The sequence below is a fragment of the Streptomyces ferrugineus genome (assembly GCF_015160855.1).
GTDB classification, from domain to species: Bacteria; Actinomycetota; Actinomycetes; order Streptomycetales; family Streptomycetaceae; genus Streptomyces; species Streptomyces ferrugineus.
Genome location: NZ_CP063373.1, coordinates 3439072 through 3459121 on the forward strand (window position 1 = coordinate 3439072; position 20050 = coordinate 3459121).

Annotated in this window: 12 protein-coding genes; 6 read left to right on the top strand and 6 right to left on the bottom strand. The window is 71.8% G+C overall.

Annotated features, from left to right (window positions below; translation table 11 throughout):
* The first annotated feature begins 46 nt into the window (after positions 1–46).
* Positions 47–4696, top strand: a complete 4650-nt coding sequence (locus IM697_RS15750) for a hypothetical protein (protein WP_194048309.1) — start codon at positions 47–49, stop codon at positions 4694–4696.
* 84 nt (positions 4697–4780) lie between these two features.
* Here the strand turns inward: IM697_RS15750 and IM697_RS15755 are convergent, their stop codons facing one another.
* Positions 4781–5431 (bottom strand): hypothetical protein, encoded by a 651-nt coding sequence (locus IM697_RS15755; RefSeq protein ID WP_194048310.1) that lies wholly within the window; start codon positions 5429–5431, stop codon positions 4781–4783.
* A 422-nt stretch (positions 5432–5853) separates the two neighbouring features.
* Here IM697_RS15755 and IM697_RS15760 point away from each other — a divergent pair, with 422 nt between their 5' ends.
* From IM697_RS15760 to IM697_RS15780, 5 genes are read left to right on the top strand one after another with little or no spacing between them, the layout of a single operon-like run.
* Positions 5854–8703, top strand: a complete 2850-nt coding sequence (locus IM697_RS15760; RefSeq protein ID WP_194048311.1) for a nitrate- and nitrite sensing domain-containing protein — start codon at positions 5854–5856, stop codon at positions 8701–8703.
* Positions 8700–9137: a roadblock/LC7 domain-containing protein gene (locus IM697_RS15765; RefSeq protein ID WP_194048312.1), complete on the top strand. Its 438-nt coding sequence runs from the start codon at positions 8700–8702 to the stop codon at positions 9135–9137. The genes IM697_RS15760 and IM697_RS15765 overlap by 4 nt, the downstream gene beginning before the upstream one ends.
* Before the next feature lie 9 nt (positions 9138–9146).
* On the top strand, positions 9147–9542 hold the full coding sequence (locus IM697_RS15770) for a DUF742 domain-containing protein (protein ID WP_194048313.1): 396 nt from the start codon (positions 9147–9149) through the stop codon (positions 9540–9542).
* A gap of 24 nt (positions 9543–9566) precedes the next feature.
* On the top strand, positions 9567–13217 hold the full coding sequence (locus IM697_RS15775; RefSeq protein WP_194048314.1) for a hydantoinase B/oxoprolinase family protein: 3651 nt from the start codon (positions 9567–9569) through the stop codon (positions 13215–13217).
* Positions 13198–13803, top strand: a complete 606-nt coding sequence (locus tag IM697_RS15780; RefSeq protein WP_194048315.1) for a GTP-binding protein — start codon at positions 13198–13200, stop codon at positions 13801–13803. The genes IM697_RS15775 and IM697_RS15780 overlap by 20 nt, the downstream gene beginning before the upstream one ends.
* A 121-nt stretch (positions 13804–13924) precedes the next feature.
* Here the strand turns inward: IM697_RS15780 and glpK are convergent, their stop codons facing one another.
* The 5 genes from glpK to IM697_RS15805 all read right to left on the bottom strand — a co-directional run bounded on the left by glpK (position 13925) and on the right by IM697_RS15805 (position 20022).
* Positions 13925–15436, bottom strand: a complete 1512-nt coding sequence (gene glpK, locus IM697_RS15785; protein ID WP_194048316.1) for a glycerol kinase GlpK — start codon at positions 15434–15436, stop codon at positions 13925–13927.
* 22 nt (positions 15437–15458) lie between these two features.
* The gene (locus tag IM697_RS15790) at positions 15459–16184 is read right to left on the bottom strand and encodes an MIP/aquaporin family protein (protein WP_194048317.1); all 726 of its coding nucleotides are present in this window, start codon (positions 16182–16184) and stop codon (positions 15459–15461) included.
* A gap of 480 nt (positions 16185–16664) precedes the next feature.
* Positions 16665–18311 (bottom strand): GGDEF domain-containing protein, encoded by a 1647-nt coding sequence (locus IM697_RS15795; RefSeq protein ID WP_194048318.1) that lies wholly within the window; start codon positions 18309–18311, stop codon positions 16665–16667.
* 98 nt (positions 18312–18409) lie between these two features.
* Positions 18410–19600: a lipid-transfer protein gene (locus tag IM697_RS15800; RefSeq protein ID WP_194048319.1), complete on the bottom strand. Its 1191-nt coding sequence runs from the start codon at positions 19598–19600 to the stop codon at positions 18410–18412.
* Complete coding sequence (locus IM697_RS15805) at positions 19597–20022, bottom strand: Zn-ribbon domain-containing OB-fold protein (RefSeq protein WP_194049726.1); 426 nt, start codon at positions 20020–20022, stop codon at positions 19597–19599. The genes IM697_RS15800 and IM697_RS15805 overlap by 4 nt, the downstream gene beginning before the upstream one ends.
* Positions 20023–20050: the final 28 nt, after the last annotated feature.

Consider the following 20050-nt stretch of genomic DNA (forward strand, 5'->3'; position numbering starts at 1 on the left):
GTTCCCCGAACTTCCCCGATCTGCCGAAGACTTACGAGAGTCCGCCATGTACGAGCTGTCCCGGGTCCGCCTCTACTCCATCGGACCGGCCGGAGCGCGCTACGCCGACACCGTGCTTGACCTGCGCGGTGTGGGCGAGACCGTGCCCGACCCCGCGCCCACGCAGGCGGAGTTCTTCGAGGAGGAGCCCCTCGGGCCGCCGCGCAGGCCGGCCCCCGCGGGCGTGCTCTTCCTGGAGAACGGCGGCGGCAAGTCGGTCCTGCTCAAGCTGATCTTCTCGGTGATGCTGCCGGGCCACCGCAACACCCTCGGCGGCGCCAGCTCCGGTGTGCTGCGCAAGTTCCTGCTCGCCGACGACTGCGGACACGTCGCGCTGGAGTGGCAGCACACGCTCACCGGCGAGTGCGTCGTGGTCGGCAAGGTCAGCGAGTGGCGCGGCCGCCAGGTCTCCAACGATCCGCGGAAGTTCGCCGAGGCCTGGTACTCCTTCCGCCCCGGACCCGGGCTGAGCCTGGACAACCTGCCCGTCGCCGAGTCCACCGCCGTACGGCCGCCCGTCGAGGGCCAGTCGGGCGCACAGGGCCGCCGTCGCACCATGAAGGGTTTCCGGGACGCCCTCACGGAGGCGGGCAAGGCGTATCCGCATCTGGAGGTGCACTGGGAGGAGATCCACGACCGCTGGATCGAGCACCTCGGCGACCTCGGCCTCGACCCCGAACTCTTCCGCTACCAGCGGGAGATGAACGCCGACGAGGGAGAGGCGGCCGGCCTCTTCGCGGTCAAGAAGGACGCCGACTTCACCGACCTGCTGCTGCGGGCCGTGACCGACACCCGCGACACCGACGGCCTCGCCGACCTGGTCAGCGGCTTCGGCAACAAGCTGGGCCGACGGGCCGAGCTGATCGCCGAGCGGGACTTCACCGCAGGGTCCGTCGACCTGCTCGGGCGGATCGTCGAGGCCGCCGAGACCCGCTCACGCGCGCGTGACATCCACGCCGGCGCCGAGCGGCGCACCCGGACCCTGGCCCGGCGGCTGTCCGCGCGGGGCGTCCGGGAGCGGGTGCGGGCCGCCGACCTCGCCCAGCGCGTCACCGCCGCCGCGTACGCCGTCACCCACGCCGAGGCGGCACGGGAGCGCAGCGCGCTGATCTCCGCCGAACTGGCCTACCGACACGCCTCGTTGGCGCTCGCGGCGGCCGAGAAGTCGGCAGCGGCCCAGAAGCGCGAACTGGCCGACGCACGCACCCTGCACTCCGCCTGGCAGGCCGCCGAGGCCGTCCTGCGGCACCGCGCCGCGGCCGACCGCGTCGCGCGCGTGGCCGCCGCCATCCAGGAGGCCGAGCGGGACGCTGCCCCCGCACTGGCCGCCCGGGCCAAGGCCGCCGTCGATCTCGTACGGGCCCTGCACGCCGCCGCCGAGAGCGCCGAGACCCTCGCCAACGAGGGGGAGGAGCGCTCCGCCGCGCTCCAGGAGGTCGGCGAGTCCGCATACCGGGACTCCACCGCCGCCGCCACCGACGCGCAGCGGGCCCGCAGTGAGGCCGGGCATCTGCGGCAGCGGCTGTCCGAGGTCGAGCAGGAGACCGCCGAGGCCGTACGCGCCGGATGGCTCGACGACAGCGCACCCGACGCCGACCCGGCCCGCGCCGCCCTCGCGGCCAGCGACGCCGAGAAGAGCGCCGTCGCCGCCTGGGACACCGCCCGCGAGGCCTCCCGCCGCGCCTCGGAGCATGCCCGCGAGGCGGCCTCGACCGAGTCCCGTGCGGAGCTGACGGCGGCCCGCGCGGCGGACGCGGCGACCGCGGCGGAGCGCGCCTACGACGCCGAGCGGCGGCTCGCCGAGGGGCTGGCGGCCGAGGAGCGGCTCGCCGAACTGCTCAGCCTGACCGGCGAGTCCGGCGTGCGGCGTGGGCCCGTGCCCGCGCCGCGCGTGGGTGACGACGACAGGGGGAGCGAGCCCGCGCGTGAGGGCGCCCTCACCCCGGAGGAGCTGGACCGGTTCGCCGACGAGCTGCGTGACCTGCTCGACGACGGCGTCTCCGCCGCCGAACGCCAGCTCTTCGAGTTGCGTACGGCCGCCGCCGACGACGCCCGGATCCTGGGTGCGCTCGGTGACGGCGGGCTGCTGCCGCCCGGCCCGGACGTGCTGGCCACCGTGGAGTTCCTCGGCGAGCAGGGCATCCCCGCGCTGCCGGGCTGGCGCTATCTCGCCCAGGCCGTCGACCCCGCCGACCACGCGCGCGTGCTGGCCGCCCGGCCCGAACTGGTCGACGGCGTGATCATCACCGACCCCGACACCCACGCGCGCGCCCGGGAAGTGCTGGGCGACGCGGCCCTGCTGCCCCGGTCCGCCGTCGCGGTGGGCACGGCCGCCGCCCTGCTCGCCCCGACCCCGGCCGCCGACGCGCCGGGCGGACCCTCTCCCGACGTGTTCCTCGTACCGCCGAACCCGGCCATGCACGACGAACACGCCGCCGACGAGGAGCGGCAGGCGCTGCGCGCGCGGGCGACCGAACGGGACGAGGAGATCCGCACCCTCGCCGCGCGGCTCGGCAAGGACCGCGAGCTGGCGGCGCGGCTCGCCTCATGGCGGACCGGCTGCCCGGCCGGACACCTGGTCGAGCTGGCGCAGGCCGCGCGGGAGACACGCGCGTTCGCGGAGGAGTCCGAGGCCGAGCTGGCCGAGGCGCGGACCGTGCGGGCCGAGGCCGACGAAGCCGCCGCCGAGGCCGCGCAGGTCCGCGACGAGCGGCAGGAGGCCGCCCAGAAGGCACGGCGCTCCGCCGACGCCCTGGCCGGGCTGGCCTTCCGGCTGCGCGAGCGGGCGGGCTGGCAGGTCAAGCTGCGCGAACTCGCCGACGAGGCCACCGAGTCCGAGGCCCGCGCCCAGTCCTGCCTGGAGCGTGCCCGCGCCGCCGACGAGGACCGCCGCGCCGCCCAGCGCGCCGCCGACGACGCACGCCGCACCGCGCGCGCCCTGCGCGCCGAACGCTCGGAGATCGCGGGCGCCCCCGACGACGTGCCGGACACCGACGCGGACGCCCCGAAGGCGTCCCTGCCGGCGCTGCGCGAGGCGTACCGGGCCGCCTCCCAGGTGTACGAGAAGGTCGGCGTCGGCGCCGACCTGCGGGCCGAGCAGGCCCGCGCGGAGAGCGACGAGAGCGCGGCCCGCGCGGAGCTGGACCGGCTCAGCAACAAGGTCCGCACCCGAGCCGAACAGCTTCTGCAGTCGCCCGACGGCTCCGACGGACCGTCCCGGCAGGCGGCCGCCGCCCGTGCGGAGGAGCTGGTCCAGCTCCTGGAGACCCGCATGTCCAGCGCCAGCGAGCAGCTCGGCCGGCTGCGCGGCGAGGCCGAGCGGCACGCACCCGAGGACGGCGAGGCGCACACCGAGCTGTCCGAGGAGCTCCAGCCGCGCGACGCCGACCACGCACAGGCGCTGCTGCGCACCGCGACCGCCGAACTCGCCTCCCGCACCGAGGCGTTGACGCAGGCCCGCGAGGCCCATGCGGAGCTCCTCGAAGCCCACCGCGCCGCCGACGACGCGGCCGGCGGCTTCGACGAGATCGCCGCGATGCTCCGCGATCTGCTGCGCGAGCACACCATTGACGAGGAGCAGGAGGAGCCGGAGCCGTACCCCGGCAGCACCGAGGAGGCCCGGCACTCCGCCGCCGAGGCCCGCCGGTCGCTGCGTGGCTGCGCCGCCGATCTGTCCGCCGCCGAGGCCGCCGTCCGTGAGGCGAGCGACGTACTCGTCCGGCACGCCAACTCCACCCGCTACGAGCAGGTCCGCACCCCCGCCCGCCAGCAGATCCGCGAACTGCCCGCCTCCGCACTGCCCGAGCACGCACAGAAGTGGGCGGACGCCTTCGCACCGCGACTTCGCGTCCTCACCGACGAGTTGGCCCAGCTGGAACGCAACCGCGACTCGATCGTGGACCGCCTCCGCGGGCTGGTGGAGTCGGCACTGGCCACCCTGCGGTCCGCCCAGCGCCTGTCCCGGCTGCCCGAGGGGCTCGGCGAGTGGTCCGGTCAGGAGTTCCTGCGCATCCGCTTCGAGGAGCCCGACCAGGCGACCTTGACCGAACGCCTCGGCGAGGTCATCGACGAGGCGACCAGGGCGGCCGTGAAGAAGAACTCCGACCTGCGGCGCGACGGAATGTCCTTGCTGCTGCGAGGAGTCGCGGCAGCGCTCCAACCCAAGGGTGTCGCCGTCGAGATCCTCAAGCCGGACGCCGTACTGCGTGCCGAGCGGGTGCCCGTCGGTCAGATGGGCGACGTGTTCTCCGGTGGCCAGCTGCTCACGGCGGCCATCGCGCTGTACTGCACGATGGCCGCGCTCAGATCGAACGACCGGGGCCGCGACAAGCACCGTCACGCGGGCACGCTGTTCCTCGACAACCCCATCGGCCGCGCCAACGCCACCTACCTGCTGGAGCTGCAGCGGGCCGTGTCCGACGCGCTCGGCGTCCAGCTCCTCTACACCACCGGCCTGTTCGACACGACGGCACTGGCGGAGTTCCCACTGGTCATCCGCCTGCGCAACGACGCCGACCTCAGGGCGGGCCTGAAGTACATCAGCGTGGAGGAGCACCTGCGCCCGGGACTGCCCCAGCAGCCTCAGGCGGGGGAGGCGGGGCACAGCGAGATCACGGCGACGCGCATGTTCAAGAAACCGGCGAGCAGCGCTCCCTGAGCGGGAGCCCGGTACGCCGGTGAGGACATGGCTGGTTGTGTGCGCTCACGCGCCTCGCAGCCGACCGGCCTCGGGAGTGACCCCTCAGGAGTGCGACAACTGCCCGGCCCCGCCCCGCCGACGTATTCGCTCCTGCGCGCGCTCAGCCTCCCGCACCTGCTGACGCGTCCGGCGCCGCTCGCGTCGCAGGGAGCGGGCCGTGCTGCTCGGTGCCGAGACCACGCCGTTGCGCTGGTTCCACACCTGGCGGGTCACCCAGACGTCGAGGGCGCCCCAGGTGGCCACCACGGTGCTGACCACGCTGCTGATCACCATTGGGAACGCCAGCCACGATCCCGCCAGAGTGCACAGGAACGCCACCATCGCCTGGATCAGCGTCACCGCGATGATCAGCACCGCCCGCACCGCCGACCTCCGCACCGGATCCGGCATCCGGCGCCGCCGCGCGGGCTCCTCCACCCACAGCGGCCGGTAGCCCGACCACTCCTGGGGCGCCGCCCGGTCGTCAACGGACCCGGCGCTGCTCTCGTCCATCGCCACCCTGTCCCCGCTGCCGGCCACCAGGCCATCCTCGTCCGCCGTCACCACGCGCGCGTCGTCCGCGATCTCGCGGTTCTCCGCCTCCCGGCGTGCGTCCGCCGGAATGTCGCGATCCAGCGCTTCGGGTGCGTGCTGCGCCCCCACAGGCGCCGTAACGCCGTCCTCGGGCGCCTTGCGCCGCTCCGCCGTGCCCATCACCGTGTCACTCCCCACCGCCAGCAGACCGCTCGCCCGTGTCTGAAGACTCGGCTCCCCAGTGGCTGCCCGGCTTGCGCTGTTTTACGCCGCCGAGGGACGGGATACGGCTCCTGTGGCCCATTCCGCCCCCATTTCCCGTACAGAAGGACGAACGACGCGTCCCGAAGATTCCCAGGAAAGATAAAAATCAGGCCAACTGGCCAGGGGGACCGTCCGGTTCCCGTCGCCGGGGCGTCGCGCGATCGCGGGAGCCAATCTCCCGCAATGCCCGGACAACTCCCCATGTCTCGCCGCCGGTGCGGAAGTTCAGGTTCCGGACGGCTCTTCGAGTTCCCTGCGCGTCGGTAGTAGGCTCGCGCCGATTGTTGACGCACAGGTGTGCCCCCTTGACCGATGGGGGGTTTGAGCTGGGGGAGGCCATGCGCTTTCGCGGGAAGTCGATCCGCCGGAAGATGGTGGCGCTGCTTCTCGTGCCGCTGGTGTCCCTGACCGCGATCTGGGGTTTCGCCACGGTACTCACGGGGCGAGGGGTGGCCCAGCTGTTCACGGTCTCGTCCCTGGTCGAGAAGATCGGCTACTCCACCGAGGACGCCGTCCGCGTTCTCCAGCAGGAGCGCCGCCAGGCGCTCGTCTATCTCGCCGATCCCCGGGCCTCGGACGCGCTGACCGCGCTGCGCGTCACCCGCAGTGCCACGGACGCCGCCGTCTCCGACATCCGTAAGCACGCCAAGGACCCCGACGTCCGCGACGGGATGGACGAGGGCGACGAGGAGCGCCTCACCGCCGTCCTGGACGCCTTCGACGGCATCAACTCCCTGCGCAGCAGCGTCGAGGACGGGACGGTGACCCGCTCCCAGGCGCTCTACCTCTACAACCGGCTCGTCGATCCCTGCTACGCCCTGCTGGGCTCCCTCGACGGCATCGACAGCGTCGCGATGGACAAACAGGCCCGCGCCCTGCTCAACGTCACCCGGGCCCGCGAACTCCTCTCCCGCGAGGACGCCCTGCTCAGCTCCGCCCTCGTGGTCGGAAAGCTCACCCGCGAGGAGATCCGCGAGGTCTCCGACCTCATCGCCCAGCGCACCCTGACGTACGACCTCAGCCTGACGGATCTGCCCTCGTCCGAGCGCGAGCGCTACGAGCGCTTCTGGAAGAACGCCTCCACCGCCCCGCTGCGCGTCGCCGAGCAGGCGGTCGTCTTCTCCCAGCCCGGCAGGACCAGCACCGTCGAGGCCAAGAGCTGGGACACCGCCGCCGGCAGCGTCCTCGAAGAGCTCAGCAAGCTCAACGACGAGGCGGGCACCCGCTACCAGGAGCGTGTCCAGCCGGTCGCGATGGGCGTCATCGTCAAGGCGGCCATCGCGGGCGTCCTCGGTCTGCTCGCCCTGCTGCTCTCGCTCTTCCTGTCCGTGCGCATCGGCCGCAGCCTCATCCGCGACCTGCGGCAACTGCGCCTGGAGGCCCACGAGGCGTCCGGCGTCCGGCTGCCCAGCGTGATGCGCCGCCTCTCCGCAGGCGAGCAGGTCGACGTGGAGACCGAGGTCCCGCGCCTGGAGTACGACAAGAACGAGATAGGCGAGGTCGGCCAGGCCCTCAACAGCCTGCAGCGCGCCGCCGTCGAGGCCGCCGTCAAGCAGGCCGAACTGCGCGCCGGCGTCTCCGAGGTCTTCGTCAACCTCGCTCGCCGCAGCCAGGTACTCCTCCACAAGCAGCTCACCCTTCTCGACACCATGGAACGCCGGACCGAGGACACCGACGAACTCGCCGACCTGTTCCGCCTGGACCACCTGACCACCCGTATGCGCCGGCACGCCGAAGGCCTGGTGATCCTCTCCGGCGCCGCCCCCTCCCGGCAGTGGCGCAAACCCGTCCAGCTCATGGACGTCGTCCGCGCCGCGGTCGCCGAGGTCGAGGACTACGAACGCATCGAGGTCCGCCGCCTGCCCCGCGTCGCCGTCACCGGACCGGCCGTCGCGGACGTCACCCACCTCGTGGCCGAACTCCTGGAGAACGCCACGGTGTTCTCCCCGCCGCACACCGCGGTCCAGGTGCTGGGCGAGCGGGTCGCCAACGGCTTCACTCTGGAGATCCACGACCGCGGCCTGGGCATGGCGGCCGAGGCCCTGCTGGACGCCAACCTGCGGCTCGCCGAGACGCCCGAGTTCGAGCTGTCCGACACCGACCGGCTCGGCCTGTTCGTGGTCAGCCGTCTCGCCCAGCGGCAGAACGTCCGGGTCTCGCTCCAGCCGTCGCCGTACGGAGGCACCACCGCCGTCGTCTTCATCCCCGACGCTCTGCTCACCGACGACGTGCCGGACACCAACGGCATCGGATTCCGACTCGACCGGCCCACGCCCTCGAAGGAGGCCGAGCTGGAGGAGGCTCGCCGGGCCGCGCTCTCCCAGGTACCGGCGCGCGTGCCCGGACTGCCCGCCTCGCTGCTGGACGGCCCGGTCGAGCTGGAGGCCCCCGTCGACCTCGACGCCCTCAGCGACTTCCCCGACGCCCTCGACCACGAGGACGGCGACCGCGGCGGCCTGTTCCGCCCGCGCCGCGCCCTCACCCAGACGGACGCCGAGACGACAAGCCCGCTCGGCGAACCGCATCCGGCCGCCGGCGCCCATGGCGCGCCGGACCAGGCCGACCGCGACGACGTGAACGCCCCGGTGCCACTGCCCCGCCGCAGCACACCCAAGCTCGTCAGCTCGCACGGACGCCCGGTCACCGAGCAGCGATCCCGGCGAGAGAAGGGGGACGCAAAGCCTCCGGCGGGCCCCGGCAGCCCGCAGCCGAACGGTCTCGCTCCGCTGCCGACCCGCCGCCGCGCGACCGGACCCCGTGGTGAGGCGGCCGACGTGCCGGACCGGCTCGGCGATCACTCCGAGCCCCCGTCCTCCCCGGAGCGCGACCGCGCCGAGCCCTCGGAGGCACCGGCTCTCCCCAGACGCACACGCCGCCCCGCGATCGCGTCGAGCGGCCCCGACGACTCCGTACCGAGCGCGCCCTCCACGCCACAGCAGTCCGGCGCCGGTGCCGGACCGCTGCCCCGGCGGGTACGGCAGGCCAACCTGGCTCCGCAGCTCAGGCAGGGCCCGCCACCACGGACCGAGGAGCAGCCGGAGGCCGCCGAGCGGGACGCGGACGAGGTACGCAGCCGAATGGCCTCACTCCAGCGCGGCTGGCAGCGCGGCCGCAGGGAGAACGCCGCGGGCGACAGCGCCCACAGCGGCACAGAACCACAGGGAACGAGTAAGGGGGACGGTCGATGACCGCACCAAAGGCGACCGGCCACACCGCGACCAACCAGTCCGGGGAGCTCAACTGGCTCCTCGACGACCTGGTGGACCGCGTCGCCAGCATCCGCAAGGCCGTCGTGCTCTCCAGTGACGGCCTGCCGACGGGTGTGTCCAAGGACCTGACCCGCGAGGACAGCGAGCACCTCGCCGCCGTCGCGTCCGGGTTCCACAGCCTCGCCAAGGGCGTGGGCCGCCACTTCGAGGCGGGCAACGTCCGCCAGACGGTCGTCGAGCTCGACGACGCCTTCCTCTTCGTGACGGCCGCCGGTGACGGCAGCTGCCTCGCGGTGCTCTCGGACGCCGATTCCGACGTCGGCCTGGTCGCCTACGAGATGACGCTCCTCGTCAAGCGGGTCGGCGTACATCTGGGCGCCGCTCCGCGCACCGATCTGCCCTCGGGCGGGTAGTGGGATGGCATGAGCGCTGACGGTCAGGGAAGAAGCCACTGGTTCGACGACGACGCCGGACCGGTCGTCCGCCCGTACGCCATGACGCGCGGCCGCACCACCAGTGCGGCCCAGCACCGCCTCGACCTGATCGCGGTGGTCGTCGCGGAACCGCACGCGGACGACCCGGACGCCGACTCGACGCTGTCCCCGGAGCACGTGGACATCGTCGGTCTGTGCCGTGACGCCCCGCAGTCCGTCGCCGAGCTCTCCGCTGAACTCGATCTGCCGATCGGAGTCGTACGGGTCCTCATCGGGGATCTGGTGGACGGAGAATTCGTCCATGTGAACCGGCCGGTACCGCCTGCCGAGCTGGTGGACGAGAGTATTCTGCGCGACGTGATCAACGGCCTGCGGGCGCTGTGAGCGGCGCGGAAGCGGGGTAGTGACGTGACAGGCTGGCAGTTCTGGGTCGACCGTGGCGGCACCTTCACGGACATCGTCGCGCGACGCCCGGACGGCCGCCTGCTCACGCACAAGCTCCTGTCGGAGAACCCCGCTCGCTACTCCGACGCGGCCGTCGCGGGTGTGCGTGAGCTGCTGGACGGTTCGCAGGACCCCATCGAGGCCGTCCGCATGGGCACCACCGTCGCCACGAACGCCCTGCTCGAGCGCAAGGGCGAGCGGACCCTGCTGGTCATCACCCGAGGCTTCCGCGACGCCCTGCGCATCGCCTACCAGAACCGACCCCACATCTTCGCCCGCCGCATCGAGCTGCCCGAGCTGCTGTACGAACGGGTCGTCGAGGTCGACGAACGCATCGCCGCCGACGGCACCGTCCTGCGCACTCCCGACCTGGACGCCCTCGCCGGCCCCCTCCAGGAGGCGCACGACCACGGGATCCGCGCCATCGCCGTGGTCTGCATGCACAGCCACCTCCACCCGGCCCACGAACAGGCCATCGGGGAGCTCGCCGCCCGCGTCGGCTTCCCGCAGATCTCGCTGTCCAGCGAGGTCAGCCCCCTGATGAAACTCGTCCCGCGCGGGGACACCGCCGTCGTCGACGCCTACCTCTCGCCTGTACTGCGCCGCTACGTCCAGCACGTCGCCGACCAGCTCGAAGGCGTACGGCTGATGTTCATGCAGTCCAACGGCGGCCTCGCCGAAGCCGGGCAGTTCCGCGGCAAGGACGCCATCCTCTCCGGACCCGCCGGTGGCATCGTCGGCATGGCACGCATGTCGCAGCTCGCCGGCTTCGACCGCGTCATCGGCTTCGACATGGGCGGCACCTCCACCGACGTCTCGCACTTCGCGGGTGAGTACGAACGCGTCTTCACCACACAGATCGCCGGGGTCCGGCTGCGCGCCCCCATGCTGGACATCCACACCGTCGCCGCGGGCGGCGGCTCGGTCCTCCACTTCGACGGGTCCCGCTACCGCGTGGGGCCGGACTCGGCCGGCGCGGATCCGGGACCTGCCTGCTACCGGGGCGGCGGGCCGCTCGCCGTGACGGACGCCAACGTGATGCTCGGCCGTATCCAGTCCGCCCACTTTCCCAAGGTGTTCGGCCCCGAGGGCGACCAGCCCCTCGATGACGCCCTCGTCCGTGAGCGCTTCACCGCCCTCGCGCGCGAGATCCGCGAGCAGACGGGCGACGACCGCACGCCCGAACAGGTCGCCGAGGGCTACCTTCAGATCGCGGTCGCCAACATCGCCAACGCCGTGAAGCGGATCTCCGTCCAGAAGGGCCACGACATCACCCGCTACGCCCTCACCACCTTCGGTGGTGCGGGTGGCCAGCACGCGTGCATGGTCGCCGACTCGCTCGGCATCCGTACCGTCCTCGTGCCGCCCATGGCCGGCGTCCTCTCCGCGCTCGGTATCGGCCTCGCCGACACCACGGCCATGCGCGAACAGTCCGCCGAGGCGCCTCTGGAGGCCGCCTCCATGCCCGACGTCCTCAAGACCGCGGACGACCTCGAATCCGCCGCCCGCGCCGAACTCCTCGACGAGGACGTCCCCGAGGAACGCATCAAGGTCACCCGACGCGCCCAACTCCGCTACGACGGCACCGACACCACCCTCACCGTCGAACTCACCGAGCCCGACGCGATGCGGCGCGCCTTCGAAGAACGTCATCGCGCCACGTACTCCTTCGCCCTCGACCGCCCGATCGTCGTCGAAGCCCTCTCCGTCGAAGCCACCGGCATCACCGAACCCCCCGATCTCTCCGCTCTCGCCCCTTACGAAACCACCCCTGAAGGCGGCCCGGCCGCCACCCGGACCGTTCGCCTCCACACCGGCGGCGCCTGGCGCGACGTACCCCTCCACCGCCGCGAGTCACTCCCTCCCGGCGAAACCGTCACCGGCCCGGCGATCATCACCGAGACCAGCGCGACGACCGTCGTCGACGACGGCTGGCAGGCCACGACGACCGACGACGGGCATCTGGTCATGGAACGTGCGGCGATTACGGAGAGTTCCGATCTCGACACGAAAGCCGACCCGGTCCTGCTCGAGGTCTTCAACAACCTCTTCATGTCCATCGCCGAACAGATGGGCGCCCGACTGGAATCCACGGCCCAGTCCGTCAACATCAAGGAACGCCTGGACTTCTCCTGCGCGCTCTTCGACCCGGACGGAAACCTGGTGGCCAACGCCCCCCACATCCCCGTCCACCTGGGCTCGATGGGCACGAGCGTCAAGGAGGTCATCCGGCGCCGCGGCCCCCGGATGCGCCCCGGCGACACCTACGCCGTCAACGACCCGTACCACGGCGGTACCCACCTGCCCGACGTCACCGTGATCACCCCCGTCTTCGACACGGGAAGGACGGCGAACACGGAGGGTGAGCCGGAGATCCTCTTCTACGTCGCCTCACGCGGCCACCACGCCGAGATCGGCGGCATCGCCCCCGGCTCCATGCCCGCGAACAGTCGCTCCATCGAGGAGGAGGGAATCCTCTTCGACAACTGGCTGCTCGCCGAGAGCGGCCGCTTCCGCGAGGAGGAGACCCTCCGCCTGCTCACCGAGGCGCCCTACCCCTCGCGCAACCCCAAGACCAACCTCGCCGACCTGCGCGCCCAGATCGCGGCCAATCAAAAGGGCGTCGACGAAGTCGCCCGCATGATCGAGAACTTCGGCCTCGACGTCGTCCAGGCATACATGAAGCACGTCCAGGACAACGCGGAGGAAGCGGTCCGCCGGGTCATCGACGCCCTGGACGACGGGGAGTACGCCTACGAGACCGACTCGGGCGCCGTCATCCGGGTACGCGTGCGCGTGGACCGCGCGAACCGCTGCGCCACCGTCGACTTCACCGGCACGTCCCCGCAGCTGGCCACCAACTTCAACGCCCCCTTCTCGGTCGTCAACGCGGCGGTCCTGTACGTCTTCCGCACCCTGGTCGCCGACGACATCCCGCTCAACGACGGCTGCCTGCGCCCCCTCGACATCGTCGTACCGCCCGGCTCGATGCTCGCTCCCGAACCTCCGGCCGCGGTCGTCGCGGGCAACGTGGAGACCTCCCAGGCGATCACCGGCGCCCTCTACGCCGCACTGGGCGTCCAGGCCGAGGGCTCCGGAACCATGAACAACGTCACCTTCGGCAACGAGCGCCACCAGTACTACGAGACAGTGGCCTCCGGATCCGGCGCGGGCGACGGCTTCCCCGGCGCACCCGTCGTCCAGACCCACATGACCAACTCGCGGCTCACCGACCCTGAAGTGCTGGAGTGGCGACTGCCCGTACAGCTCGACGAGTTCGCCGTACGGCAGGGCAGTGGTGGTGCCGGCCGGCGGCGCGGCGGGGACGGTGCCGTGCGCCGTATCCGGTTCCACGAACCCATGACCGTCTCCACCCTGTCCCAGCACCGCCGGGTCCCGCCGTACGGCATGGCGGGCGGCGAGCCGGGCGCGCTGGGAGCCAACCGGATCGAGCGCGCCGACGGCACGGTCACCGCACTCGGCGGCAGCGACTCGGCGGACGTCGGCCCCGGCGACGTACTCGTCATCGAAACCCCCGGCGGCGGAGGGTACGGCCCACCGTCGCCCGACCCCCATCAAGCAGGAGAAGAGATCGATGATCTTCGGGCGTTCTGAGCGCGGGAAGCCTCCGGTCGAGCCCGTCACGCTCAAGATCCTGGTGGCCGGCGGCTTCGGCGTGGGCAAGACCACGCTCGTCGGCGCGGTCAGCGAGATCAGGCCGCTGCGCACCGAGGAACTGCTCACCGAGGCCGGACGTCCGGTCGACGACACGAGCGGTGTCGAGGGCAAGCACACCACCACCGTCGCCATGGACTTCGGCCGCATCACCCTGCGCGAGGACCTGGTGCTGTACCTCTTCGGCACGCCCGGCCAGGAGCGGTTCTGGTTCATGTGGGACGAGCTCTCGGAGGGCGCGCTCGGCGCCGTCGTCCTCGCCGACACGCGCCGTCTCGAGGACTGCTTCGCGGCCGTCGACTACTTCGAGCGGCGCTCCATACCCTTCCTCGTCGGCGTCAACTGCTTCGAGGGAGCCGCCCGTTACCCGGCGGAGGACATCCGGCAGGCCCTCGACCTCGACGACGGCGTACCGCTGCTGCTGTGCGACGCCCGCGACCGGGAGTCCGTCAAGGAGATCCTCATCGGAGTCGTCCAGCACGCCATGGCCTACCAGGCGGACCACCGCCAGACCGTGACCACCTGAACCCCGGCGTACGAACACGGCCCGTACCCCCGCCGACCGGGGTACGGGCCGTGGCCCCTGGGGCACGCGCGCGTGGCTCGCGCGAGACGCACGCACGCGTGGACCGCGCTCGGGCTCTTGCTCAGCTCTCGCCGTCCTCCTGCCAGCCGAAGCTCTTCTCCACCGCCTTGCGCCAGTTGTGGTACTCGCGGTCACGCACCTCGGCGGACATGGAGGGTGTCCACTCGGCGTCCTTCGCCCAGTGCGCCTTGAGTTCGTCCAGGTCGTTCCACACCCCGGTGGCCAGCCCCGCCGCATAGGCGGCGCCCAGACAGGTCGTCTCGGAGACTTTGGGCCGGATCACCGGCACATCGAGCACGTCCGCCTGGTGCTGCATGAGCAGGTTGTTCTTCGTCATGCCGCCGTCGACCTTCAGGGTCGTGATGTGCACCCCGGAGTCCTGGAACATGGCGTCCACGACCTCGCGCGTCTGCCAGCTCGTCGCCTCCAGCACCGCACGGGCGAGGTGGGCCTTGGTGACGTACCGCGTCAGGCCGGTGATCACACCGCGCGCGTCGGAGCGCCAGTACGGTGCGAACAGGCCGGAGAAGGCGGGCACGATGTACGCGCCGCCGTTGTCCTCGACACTCGCCGCCAGTGGCTCGATCTCGTCGGCACTGCGGATGATGCCGAGCTGGTCGCGGAACCACTGGACCAGCGCGCCCGTTATGGCTATCGAGCCCTCCAGGCAGTACACCGCCGCCTCACTGCCGATCTTGTAGCCCATCGTCGTCAGCAGCCCGCTCTTCGACGGCACCGGCCTGTTGCCCGTGTTGAGCAGCAGGAAGCTGCCCGTGCCGTAGGTGTTCTTCGCCGTACCCACGTCGTAGCAGGCCTGTCCGAACACGGCCGCCTGCTGGTCGCCCAGCGCCGAGGCGACCGGCACCCCGGAGAGCTGGCCGACGGCGGTGCCGTACACCTCGGCGGAGGACCTGATCTCCGGCAGGACGGCCTCGGGGACGTTCATGGCCGAGAGGATCGAGGAGTCCCACTGGAGGGTCTCCAGGTTCATCAGCATGGTGCGGCCGGCGTTCGTCACATCGGTGACGTGCTGCCCGCCGTCCGTGCCGCCGGTGAGATTCCAGATCAGCCAGGAGTCGATGGTGCCGAACGCGATCTCGCCGCGCTCGGCGCGCGCCCTCAGACCGGGCACGTTGTCCAGCAGCCAGGCGGCCTTGGGACCGGAGAAGTAGCTGGCCAGCGGCAGTCCGGTCTGCTCGCGGAAACGGTCCTGCCCGTCCGAGCCGCCGAGTTGGTTGCACAGCGCCGCGGTACGCGTGTCCTGCCACACGATCGCGTTGTGCACCGGCTTGCCCGTCGCGCGGTCCCACAGGACCGTCGTCTCGCGCTGGTTGGTGATGCCGAGCGCGCTGAGCTGGTCGGCGCGCAGCCCGGCCTTCGCGATCGCCCCGGCCACCACCGCCTGCACCTTCGACCAGATCTCGGTGGCGTCGTGCTCCACCCAGCCCGGCTTGGGGAAGATCTGGCGGTGCTCACGCTGGTCGACGGCCACGATCGCGCCGTCCTGGTTGAAGATGATGCAGCGGCTGGAGGTGGTGCCCTGGTCGATAGCGGCGACGAACTTGTCCGTCATGACGTCCCCTTCGTCGGTTCCTTCAGAAGGCTGCGTTGAAGATGAGCCCGGACAGCGCCCCGCCGATCAGCGGTCCCACCACCGGAACCCACGCGTAACCCCAGTCCGACGTGCCCTTGTTGGGGATCGGAAGAAGGGTGTGCGCGATGCGCGGGCCCAGGTCACGGGCCGGGTTGATGGCGTAGCCCGTGGGGCCACCGAGCGACAGACCGATGCCGACCACCAGGAACGAGACGATCAGAATCGCGGTGCCCGACTCGCCGAGCCCCTTGGTGAGGCCGAAGGCCAGGATCGGCAGCACCAGGGCGACCGTCGCGATGATCTCGGTGATGAGGTTCGCCACGGGATTTCGGATCGTGGGGGTGGTGGAGAAGATGCCGAGGGTCGGCTGTGCCTTGTCCTCCTCGGCGTTGGCCTGGAACTGGGCGAGGTAGACCAGCCAGCACAGCACTGCCCCGAGGAACGCGCCGACCATCTGTCCGGCGATGTAGATCGGAACCTTGTCCCAGTCGCCGGTGTCGATGGCGATCCCAAGGGTCACGGCCGGGTTGATGTGCCCGCCGGACAGGGGCGCGGCGGTGTACGCCCCGGCCATGACGCCGAACCCCCAGCCGAACGTGATGACGATCCAGCCACCGTCTTTCGCCTTGGAGTAGTTCAGTAGGACGGCGGCGACCACACCGGCTCCGAAGAGGATCAGAATCGCCGTCCCGATGACCTCACCGAGGAAAATGTCTCCGTTGCTCATGGCTGCTCCTAGGCCCTGGCCGGGACGATCGGCCCCGGATCTCCGTGCGGGGTGCGCTTTCCCATGGCGACTTCAGCCGAAGGCAGGGAGAGTCCCGCGCCCCGCCCGGCGTCCGTGACGAGCGTGCCGTCGCAGCCGAATCGCCCGTGGGGGAAGGGGCCTTCGTGCAGGCGGAGCCACACGGCGCAGTGCGTGGATACGCCGAGAATGTGGCGATGTCGGCCGACACCGGGAAGTGTTCACCGGCGTCCAAGGGGCGTCAAGGTCGCTGACGTCAACGGTTGGGGGCGCGCCGACGGGTCACGGACCCACGCCGACCGTGCTCGTGGCACGCCAGTACTGGGCAGGGACGGACACCGAGGCCCTGCTGAGGCCGGCAGGCGGGCCAGTTCCTGCTGGACCCGGCAGGGGTCGAAGGCCATGGCTGTGCTGGGGCCTGCGGAGCTTTTCGGCCACCGCAGGCCTCGTGGGGAAAGCGTCTCACCCCCTGCCGGGCTCCGCCACCGCGCACTCGGCCGGAGCCGCGGCCACACCGCGCAGAATCTCGTGCCCGGGCAGCCCCGCGCGCCCCAGCACCCAGCTCGCCCCACTCAGTGACTTCGCGGCCTTCTTCAGTGGCGCCAGACAAGAGGCGGCCTGCCGATGGTCCGTCACGCTTCCGGGCTCGCACAGGACCGTGGCCAGGGACAGCGTGACGGGACGCCCGCCCGCCGACCAGACCGCGTCCAGCATGGAGGCAGCCAGCCGGCTGAGCCCCTCCGGATCCGCGAGCACCAGGAAGTCGTCCCCGCCGATGTGCCCCACGCACGTACCGTCGGACGCGGCGTGCTGCAGTGCCCGTCCCACCGACCGGATCAGCTCGTCGCCGGCCGCGAACCCGGCCCCGTCGTTGACCTGCTTGAAGTGGTCCACATCCAGCCAGCTCAGGGCGAACGTCCGCCCGTCCGCGATCCGCCGGTCCACCTCACCGGTGATCGCGTCCGATCCGGGCAGCCTGGTCAGCGGATTGAGCCCGGCGGCCTCCTCGACCCGGGTCTCGGCCAGCGCCCGCACCAGGTCGGCGAGCCGTACGACGCCCACACACCGGCGATACCGGTCGACCACGGCCACATCGTCCGACGTACGGTCCCGGCCGCCGTCCGCGACCACGTCCAGCACCTCCCACGCGGTGGCGTCGACGCCCACCGTGCGCGGCGCGTCGCCGAGCTTGGCAGCGGGCCGGTCGGCGTACAGGGCGTGGCCGTAGCGGCCCGACATCGACAGCAGGAAGCGGGAACGGTGCACCGACCGCACCGGGACGCCCTGCGCGTCCACCAGCAGCACCCCGGACACATCCGGCGACCCGGTCAGCAGCGACCGCACCTGCCCGGCCGACGCGGTGGCGGGCAGCAGGGCGGCCGGCCGGACGAACTCCCGCACCCAGGGCCCTGAACGGGGCGTCACCGCCGGTCCGGGCGAGCGCGGCGGAACGTATACCTCCGCCACCGGGAGGCGGGTCGGCGGAGCGAACAGCTCGCCCTGAGCCAACTGCGCACCCGCCGACCGGGCCGCCGCGCACTGGAGCTCCGTCTCCACGCCCTCGACGCACAGGAGCGCTCCCAACTGCTCGCACAGCGTCCGCATCGCCCCGATCGCCGCCGGCCGCGCCAGCAGGGAAGCGTCGAGTTTCACCAGCTCCGGTGCCATATCGGTGAGCAACCGCAGCGGCACGTCCCCGTCGCCGACACCGTCCGCGCTGATCCGGAAGCCCTGCTCCCGCAGCGCGCCGACCGCCTCCAGAAGCGCCGGCTGAGGCACGTGCGTATACGGCGGACCGATGTCGATCGTGACCTCCCACGGCAGCCGCCCCACCGCGCGCACGGCGTCGTGCAGCGGGGTGAGCCCGCCGAGGTCCGCGAGGGTGCCGGCGAACACGTTGACGTGCAAGGGAAGCAGCGTCTCCTTGCGAGCCGCCGCACGGAACGCCAACACGGCGAGCCCGCCGTCGAGTTCGGGATCGCGGCGCGCCTCGGCCAGGACGTCGCCGGTCTCCGGGCGGGCGAGTATCTCCAGCGCCGCGACTCCTCCAGTCGTCAGATTGACCACCGGCTGGAAGGCGAAGCGGAGAGTATCCGTCCAGGACTGCACAGAAGCATGATTGCGCCGCTGACGTGCGCCCGAGCCCAGTTCATGAGACGTTCACGCAGGATTCCGGCCCGCTCACACAGCGTAGACAACGGTTCGAGTCATCGCACCGCGACGACCGCCGACCCGTGCCCGAACAGCCCCTGGTTCGCGGCGATGCCCACACGCGCCCCGTCGACCTGTCGGTCACCCGCAGCGTCCCTCAACTGCCAAGTGAGTTCGCACACCTGGGCAATCGCCTGGGCCGGGACCGCCTCGCCGAAGGAGGCCAGACCGCCGCTCGCGTTCACGGGTATTCGTCCGCCCACCGCGGTCGCGCCCTCCCGCAGGAGCTTCACGGCCTCGCCCTCACCGCACAGCCCGAGATCCTCGTACCACTGCAACTCCAGCGCGGTGGACAGGTCGTAGACCTCCGCGAACGAGAGGTCCTCGGGCCCGATGCCGGCCTCCTCGTAGGCCGCATGCGCGATCGACTCCCGGAACGTGTGGGCGGCCGGCTGCACCGCCACGGCCGAGTCCGTCGCGATGTCCGGCAGATCCAGCACGGTGTTGGGGTAGCGCGGCGTCACGGTCGACACCGCCCGGATCCGCACCGGATTCGTGACCCCGTGCCGACGCGCGAACTCCAAGCCGGCCAGCACGAGCGCCGCCCCGCCGTCCGACGTCGCGCAGATGTCCAGCAGCCGCAGGGGATCGGCGACCACGGCGGAGGCGGCGACCTCCTCGGCGGTGACCGGCTTGCGGTAGCGCGCGTAGGGATTCAGTGCGCCCCACGCCGAGTTCTTCACCTTGACCTGCGCGTAGTCCTCGGGCGTCTCCCCGTGTACGGCCATCCGCCGGCGTGCGTACAGTCCGAAGTACGTCGGATTCGTCGCACCGAGGACGCGGAAGCGCAGCCAGTCCGGATCGTCCGGCCGATCGCCCCCCGCCGGCCGGAAGAAGCCCTTGGGAGCCGCATCGGCACCCACCACGAGCACCACGTCCGCGAGCCCTGAAAGTATCTGTGCCCGCGCGGTGTTGACGGCCTGCGCCCCTGACGCGCACGCCGCGTACACGCTCGCGACCCGGGCGCCCTGCCAGCCGAGCGCCTTCGCGAACGTCGCCCCGGCCACATACCCCGGGTAGCCGCCCCGCACCGTGTCCGCACCGACGATCGACCCGATGTCCCGCCACTCCAGTCCCGCGTCGGCGAGTGCCGCGCGGGCCGCCGCAGCTCCGTACTCGACGAAGCTGCGCCCCCACTTGCCCCACGGATGCATGCCGGCGCCGAGCACCGCCACGTCCTGCGTCATGCCGTCACCTCCGTCGGCCGCCACTGCCAGGTCGTCCAGGTCGTCCCCGCGTCCTCATGGAGCACGCCCGGAACGACCTCCACCTCCATGCCCACCGCCAGATCGGCGACGGTGACCCCGGGAGCCGCCTGCCCCAGCACCACCAGGCGCTCGGACGGCAGCTCCACAGCGATCAACGTGTACGGCTCCCACGGAAGTTCCGGGTCGCTCACATAGGGTGACGGAGGCCGGTATCGGCCGTCCGTGAAGGACCAGACGTGCCCGCGCCGTGAGAGGGGGACTTCCTCCAGGTCACCGCCAGGGCAGCCCGGGTTGCGGCAGTGGCTGTCCTCACGCGGAAAGAAGACCGATGTGCACGCTGAGCAACGGGTGCCGAGAAGCCGGAAGTCCTCCCCGTCACCGGCGAACCACCCGGCGACCACAGGTGTGCGCGTGCGCGGCATAGCCCCT

What these genes read in the sequence shown, in the direction of transcription:
- IM697_RS15750 (WP_194048309.1), top strand. Translation starts at nt 47, where the DNA reads ATGTACGAGCTGTCCCGGGTCCGCCTCTACTCCATCGGACCGGCCGGA.
- IM697_RS15755 (WP_194048310.1), bottom strand. Translation starts at nt 5,431, where the DNA reads ATGGGCACGGCGGAGCGGCGCAAGGCGCCCGAGGACGGCGTTACGGCG.
- IM697_RS15760 (WP_194048311.1), top strand. Translation starts at nt 5,854, where the DNA reads ATGCGCTTTCGCGGGAAGTCGATCCGCCGGAAGATGGTGGCGCTGCTT.
- IM697_RS15765 (WP_194048312.1), top strand. Translation starts at nt 8,700, where the DNA reads ATGACCGCACCAAAGGCGACCGGCCACACCGCGACCAACCAGTCCGGG.
- IM697_RS15770 (WP_194048313.1), top strand. Translation starts at nt 9,147, where the DNA reads ATGAGCGCTGACGGTCAGGGAAGAAGCCACTGGTTCGACGACGACGCC.
- IM697_RS15780 (WP_194048315.1), top strand. Translation starts at nt 13,198, where the DNA reads ATGATCTTCGGGCGTTCTGAGCGCGGGAAGCCTCCGGTCGAGCCCGTC.
- glpK (WP_194048316.1), bottom strand. Translation starts at nt 15,436, where the DNA reads ATGACGGACAAGTTCGTCGCCGCTATCGACCAGGGCACCACCTCCAGC.
- IM697_RS15790 (WP_194048317.1), bottom strand. Translation starts at nt 16,184, where the DNA reads ATGAGCAACGGAGACATTTTCCTCGGTGAGGTCATCGGGACGGCGATT.
- IM697_RS15800 (WP_194048319.1), bottom strand. Translation starts at nt 19,600, where the DNA reads ATGACGCAGGACGTGGCGGTGCTCGGCGCCGGCATGCATCCGTGGGGC.